General features: G+C 70.0%; 2 protein-coding genes and 1 pseudogene. All 3 read right to left on the reverse strand.

The genetic code is table 11. The features are described 5' to 3' along the window. Window positions 1–319 (reverse strand): annotated as a pseudogene (locus ACMUOO_RS17110) (cytochrome P450); the annotation flags it as partial. Then, a complete protein-coding gene (locus ACMUOO_RS17115; RefSeq protein WP_413855798.1) occupies window positions 316–1548 on the reverse strand; it encodes a hypothetical protein in 1233 nt (410 codons plus the stop codon). The gene ACMUOO_RS17115 and the pseudogene ACMUOO_RS17110, both read right to left, overlap by 4 nt. A gap of 86 nt (window positions 1549–1634) precedes the next feature. Further along, window positions 1635–2411 (reverse strand): DUF2059 domain-containing protein (locus tag ACMUOO_RS17120; RefSeq protein WP_413855799.1); only part of this gene is annotated, 777 nt, incomplete at its 5' end.

Raw genomic sequence — 2411 nt, forward strand, 5'->3', positions numbered from 1 at the left:
CGAAGGCGGGATCGATGATCCGCCGCTGGCGCGCCCAGGTCTCGCCGTTCGTGATGAAGACGCTGTCGCCCAGAAGCGGCTTCAGCCCCTCGCGGATGCGGCCGGACTTCGGAAAGTCCATCGGCCGGCCCTTCAGCACCAGATCGACCAGCGCGGGATCGTTGCAGAGGTAGGAGCGGAAGAACGGCGTCCGGAACTCCGCCATCCAGGCACGGTAGAGCCGCGCGGGCTGGGCCGAGAGGATATCGTCACGAAAGAGCCTGAGATAGCGCCAGAGCGTCACCCTGTCGGGCCGCGGGGCGGGCTTGGGCGGGATCATGCGGCCTGCCCGTGGGGATTGAGCGGCGTCTCGATGCGGCTTTGCGAGGGCGCCCGGCCCCGGTAGCGCGCCGCGAGCGTGAGGGGCCCCGCGGTGATGCGGAAGTAGTCGTAGTCCCCCGGCCGGTCGAAGGCGCAGAGATACTGGAAGTGCAGGCGGAAGAACCGCCAGCGGAGCGCCTGCCAGCGCTCCGGGCTCAGGGTCCGCGTGAAGGCGGCCGATACGACGAGCGGCCAGCGCTTGTCCGGCGGCGCGACGCCGGAGACCGCCACCGGATCGCAGAGCGCATAGGCGCAGCCGTCGCCCGGGGCGGTCACGTCGATCCAGGCAAGTTCCTGCCGCGACGAGAGAAACGCGAGGTCTCCGCGGAGATCCCCGGCGCCGGGCAGGAAGGACACCATCGGCACCACCTGCCCCAGCGAGAGGAAGCCGAGCGCCGCCCCCCCCTCTCGCACCCTGCCCGACCGGATCAGATCGGCGAGTACCGTGACGGCGAGATGTGCGCCCGAGGAATGGCCGACGACCAGCACCTCGTCCCAGTCCTCGCAGAACGCGGCCGCGATCCGGTCGGCAAAGGCCGCGAGCCGCGGCCGCAACGGCGGCGGCACGGCACCGCCGGCGCTCGCGGTGAAGGCGTAGTCGTGCATGAGGTACCAGGCGAAGATGCGGTTGTCGTGCCGGCGGAACCAGCGCAGGAGCACGATCGCCGCCGCAGCCCCGGGCACGAGCCCGACGACCGCCGGCACCGCCGCCGGCGCGCCGGGCCAGAGCGTGCCCCCCGCCCGCGACAGGAGTGCGAAGACGCCCCAGCCGGCCGCCAGCGCCAGCGCCGCCTGCAGGAGGAGGAACGCGACCGGATATAGCGCGGCAATCGTCGGCCCCTTCCTGAGACGGGCCAGCCGGAAGAGCGCCCCGGATGCGAGATAGATCCAGGCCGTGCGGACAAGCTGGCCATAGGTCGCGGCGATGCCCCGCCCCATCGAGGCGGTCACGATGTCGGACCAGGTCAGCACCTCGAACCCGGTCTCGACGCGCGCGCCGTCGCCCGCGAAGCCGACCTGCCACCCTGTGGGTCCGCTGGCGCGAAGGTCCAGATCATAGCCGCTGATCCGCGCCTGCTCGGCGCCCTCCTTGCGGTAGAGCTCACGATAGCGGCGCGGAGGAAACGGATCGTAGCCGGGAATGTAGAACACCCGGCGCCGTTCGACCCTGTCTGTCCTGCCTGTCATGCTGGCGCGCATCCCCGCTCGTCCCGGTGGATGCTAGCGGATGGAAAGGGCGAAACAAGGGCGGTGGCGGGACCAGCCGGGCCGGGTCAGAGGTCCTGCCCCGCCATCACGCCGCCCGCGGCACGGCCGAGCTGGCGCGAGACATCGGTGAAGGCGGCATCGAAGCCGGCAAAGAGCGCCCGGTTCAATTCCCGGCCCGCCTGCGTCCGGGAAAACGCGATGTAGTCGCGGATCTCGGCCTCCGTCAGCGGCGCGTAGGCCATGACGAGGTAGGAGCGGATCCAGAGGTCGGTTTCCGCGCGTATCGACTCCTCCTGGCCCCATATCTCGGCGATGATCTGGTCCTCGGTCAGCCCGTCCTTGAGCAGGCCGGCGTCACCGAGGCCCTGGTAGAAGGCGTAGTTCGCGTTCATCGCGCCCACGACGTTGGCCTCCACAAGATCGTTCACATCGACGAACTCGTCGATGAGGCCGGTCTTCGCGTCGCCCGCCGCGGCGAGTTCCTCGTACTTCAGACGGCTGGCGTCCTCGACAGCCTGGTCAAGAAGGGCGCGACGGCCGGAAATCTCCAGCGTCGTGACCTTCTGTCCGAGCGGGGTTTCAAAGAAGGCCACCATTGCCGGCACGTCGGCATCCGACGCGGCAAGCTCCGCCTCGAAGCCGTCGATGAAGATCGGCGCCATCCGGTCCACCGCGTAGATGCCGGCCACTGCCCTCTGCCAGGCCGGACCTCCCGCGCCCGGGAACATGTCGGCCTCGATCTCGCTGCCGTAGGCAAGTCCTTCCTCGCTCATGACAGCGAAGACCTCGCCGATGCGAAGCGCCGTTTCGAGCCGCGCGAGATCGCCCTCTGCCGCCTCCGC

The sequence above is a fragment of the Albidovulum sp. genome (assembly GCF_041919395.1).
Classification (GTDB): domain Bacteria; phylum Pseudomonadota; class Alphaproteobacteria; order Rhodobacterales; family Rhodobacteraceae; genus Albidovulum.

Excerpts from the sequence above, each read along its gene's own strand:
- ACMUOO_RS17115 (WP_413855798.1), bottom strand. The coding sequence starts at position 1,548 with ATGACAGGCAGGACAGACAGGGTCGAACGGCGCCGGGTGTTCTACATT.